This is a genomic window from Ruminococcus sp. CAG:330, assembly GCF_000437175.1.
Classification (GTDB): Bacteria; Bacillota; Clostridia; order Oscillospirales; family Ruminococcaceae; genus Ruminococcus_C.
In genome coordinates, this window is sequence record NZ_FR898002.1 from 1 (window position 1) to 3,754 (window position 3,754).

General features: G+C 56.7%; 3 protein-coding genes. All 3 read right to left on the reverse strand.

Annotation, left to right across the window (positions count from 1 at the left end):
- Nucleotides 1-266: 266 nt before the first annotated feature.
- The 3 genes from QZL66_RS01420 to QZL66_RS01430 all read right to left on the reverse strand — a co-directional run bounded on the left by QZL66_RS01420 (nt 267) and on the right by QZL66_RS01430 (nt 3,657).
- Nucleotides 267-878, reverse strand: a complete 612-nt coding sequence (locus QZL66_RS01420) for a hypothetical protein (protein WP_022409984.1) — start codon at nt 876-878, stop codon at nt 267-269.
- Between the two features lie 15 nt (nt 879-893).
- Nucleotides 894-1,655 (reverse strand): zinc ribbon domain-containing protein, encoded by a 762-nt coding sequence (locus tag QZL66_RS01425; protein WP_226943941.1) that lies wholly within the window; start codon nt 1,653-1,655, stop codon nt 894-896.
- A gap of 490 nt (nt 1,656-2,145) precedes the next feature.
- On the reverse strand, nt 2,146-3,657 hold the full coding sequence (locus QZL66_RS01430) for a zinc ribbon domain-containing protein (RefSeq protein ID WP_293601758.1): 1,512 nt from the start codon (nt 3,655-3,657) through the stop codon (nt 2,146-2,148).
- Nucleotides 3,658-3,754: the final 97 nt, after the last annotated feature.

The window sequence follows — 3,754 nt, forward strand, 5'->3', positions numbered from 1 at the left end:
GCTGCGCACTGCCAGCTCCCCTTTCAGGGGAGCCTATATATTCTTCATCCTTTTGTTATGTGAAATCGGCGGACACGGCACGCCCCTCCCAATGTTTCACGTGAAACATTTTTCGCCATTTCCACACTGTTTCCCGTCTTAGGATATCCCGCATTTCGCCGGCGATTCCGGTTTTTCCGGATTTGCGAAAATATCCCAACAAAATCAAAAAATCGCACGCTGGTTTCCCTGACGTGCGATTTTGTTTGGATATTTTTATTTCTCGGTCACTGTGCCGCAGAGGACGAATCCAGCTGGGTATCCTCGGAGATCAGATACCACTGATCCCCGATTTTTCCCAAGGTCGGATGGATGATCTCCGTCCCCTCGGACGTGCTGCCGGAATAGGTCACCTTCACCTCCAGCAGCACCGACTCGGTCATGTCTGCGCCGTCGTTGCCCAGCATTTCTTCCATGTTGGCGTTCCACTCATTCAAACCGTCCTGCCCCTGCTCGGACATGCCGGCGATCTGGTAGGACACCTTTACGTCCGTACCGTAGGTATTCTGCCAGCCGGAGTAGGTGGCGGCGCAGCCCTCTTTCAGCGCATCCTCCACGTCGGTTTCGGACTTGTCATAGGTTTCCATGTAGTAGTTCCAGTACTCCGGCGGTGCCATGAGCTGCGCCATCTTCTTGCCGTCCCCGGATACAATGGCGCTGTAATAGGACTTCATCAGTTCTTCATAGCCGGACGCATCCGGCACAGCCTCCTCCGCTGCTTTCTGGCTCCGGTAGTAAAACACCCCGCCCACTGCCGCAGCAATCGCCGCAGCGATCAGGATCAATCCCACGATCAGCCGGACCGTCCGGCTGTTTTTCTGTTTCTTCTTGCCTGCCATAGTTTCTGTTCCCCTTTACCATTCGTTATATCCGTCGTACTTGCACACGTAATCCATATCCTCCATGGCATCCATGCTGCACCAGCGGTTTTTGATCTTCACAAAAGTTGTGCTCTCCGTCCCCTTTTGTCCGCCGTCGTTGATGGTGATGCGGACGTTCACTGCCTTCTGGATGTCCGCAGTGATGCCATAGCTGGTCTTGAGCTGGGATTCCAGATCGGCAATGTCGCTGTCGGAAATGTCCTCGTGCTGCACGATCTCGTAAGACATGCCGCCCTCGTTGCCGTAGTTCTTGTTCCAGCTGACGAAATAGTCGTGCATTTTCTCCTTGACCTCCCGCCGTGTGGTGTCATAAGTGGATTCCAGATAGTCCATGTAGGCATCCGGCACCAGCGCCGTATACATCGCACCGCTGCACCGGTCCACGCCCTTGACATAGCGGTACACCGCCAGCTTATAGCCCCCCAGAAAGACGCTGTACAGGGTGACAAGCGCAATCAGCACCACGGCAATGCCAGAGAAGATGCCGATGCGCAGCCGGCGGGAGCGCTTTTCCTGCGCCCGTGCCAGCACGACTCTGGGATCTTCCGTAGTGGTGCTGCTGTCCCCGTCCGTCCCTGTGGCAGCGAGGAACGGCATGGCAAAGCCGTCGGGCATAGGCACTGCTGCCGTCTTTTTCTCTGCGGTTTCCTGCGGCGCACGCTTCAGGATCTCGCCGCACTCCGGACAGATCACCGCACGCTCCGGTGCTTCTGCCCCACAATGTTCACATTTCATACTGTCTTTTCATTCCTTTCTGCGAGCCTGCCGGCTCCAATGAAAAACCTGCCCCCTCGGCAAATGCGCCGTGAGAGGCAGGTTTCAAACGTGGCGGCACGTTCGCCCGCCCCTGATTGCGATTCCTCGCTTTTTGCGTCTGCTGCGGAGAACCCCTTTTCCGCAGAACGAAATATCATCGTTATCGTATACCGCTGCAAACGTTCCGCCGGAACGTTTGCAAAATCATAGTACTGCAAGCGGGACGCAGGGCGGAGCGGTCTTGTTCGCTCCGCCCTCGAAAAGCTGTCGCTTTTCTCACCCACCTTCCCCGTGCGCCAAAAGCATGGCGCAGGGAATTTCGCTGTCTGCGGACAGCGACTTAGAGGGACGTGCCCTCTAAGAACACCTCGCCAGCTGCGCTCAGCTGGAGCAGCCTGACGAAGCCACCGAATCCGATGCGTTCTGTTTTCCCTCGAAAAGCAGTGTTCCTGCAAAACGCAATTTACGCTTAGATGCCGTCGCTGCTGCCGTCGCCGTAGTAGTAGCAGGCCTCGGTCAGATAGTACATACAATCGTAGATATACCACTTGCCGTCGATCTGTGTCAGGATGACAGAGGAGCTCTGGCTGTCGCTCTCGTCGCCGTAGGTGATCTCCAGATCAGAGTAAACGTCCTTCATGTCGTCGCCTGACAGACCGTATTCGTCCAGACCGTCGTTCATGTCCGCCATGTCCTCTGCCTCGTAGTCATCCACCTGTGTGATCTTCTGATCCACAATAATGGCATCGTCGGTGTCGTATTCAGAGGAAAGGCTCTCGTCCAGATACTGGCTCAGATAGTCCACTGCGGCATTCTTGTCGCAGCCGTACTGCTCCTTGAGGAAATCCCACATGGCATCCGGCACGTATGTGCCCAGCGTCTCGCCGTCTGCGTTGAGGAATGCCGTCCAGTAGGTGTCCATCATGTCGCCGTATTCTGCGGTGTACTTGGCAGTTGCAGCATAGCCGTCGCTGCACGCCATGTCGAAGTCGGAGATCGCCTCGGTGTTATACCACTTGCCGTCGATCTTCACCGACCACATGGAGAAGGAGTAGTCCTCCGAATCGCTGTCGCCGGAAACGGTGGCATCCATCTCCACGCCAACGCCGGCATCTGCCTTCAGGTCGAAGTCAGACAGGAAGTCGTTGGCATCCTTCAGCATCTCGCTGTCGCTGCCCACGCCGGCAGCTGCGTTGGTCTGATCCCAGCTGTAGGTGAGGTTGCCGCCCAGACGGTCGGACAGCTCATCCAGATATTCGTCCAGACCGGCGATTGCCTCGTCCTTAGAGAAGTCGTAGGTGTCCTGAATGTAGTCCCAGTACTCATCCGGTACCATCTCTGCAATGGCATCGGCGTCACCGCTGACATATGCCTGCCAGTAGTCCTCCACCATGTTCTTGGTGCGGTTGCCGGCAGAGGTGGCAACGCAGACCACAACGATGATGATTGCCGCCAGGATGACCACCGGAATGGCGATCAGCAGGGCGATCAGGCAGCCCTTTTTCTTTTTCTTGGGCGGCTGTCCTACCATCGGCGGAATGGCGGTCATGGTCGGGTCGTAATTGGGCACAGCGCCTGCCTGCGGCGGAATATTGCCGGCAGGTGTCCCCTGCGGATTGCCATAGGGGTTTGCCTGAGACGCAGTCTGCTGGCTGGCGTAGGGGCTGCTCTGAGGCGCAGTCTGCTGGCTGGCGTAGGGGTTGCCTTGGGGTGCAGCCTGCTGGCTGGCGTAGGGGTTGCTCTGGGGTGCAGTTTCCGGTGCGCTCTCCGCAGCTGCCTGCGATGCCTCCGGTGCTGCCGCTGCGGGCTGCTCTGCTGCGGATGCGGTTACAGCATCCGGTGTTTCGGCGGCTGCCGGCTCTACCACCTCAATGGGATCCGGCATATCCTCCAAAAAGGGCGTGCCTGTGGAAGCACCGCAATTGGGGCAGAATTTCTCGTCTTCCCCAATGACAGCACCACATTCTTTACAATGCATCATTTCATTCTCCTTTTTTTAAGTTTCAGACCTGTCAGGGCAGCATCCGGGACACTGCCTCGGGTTCTTAGAACCTGTCTTCACAAGAAATATATGTGGA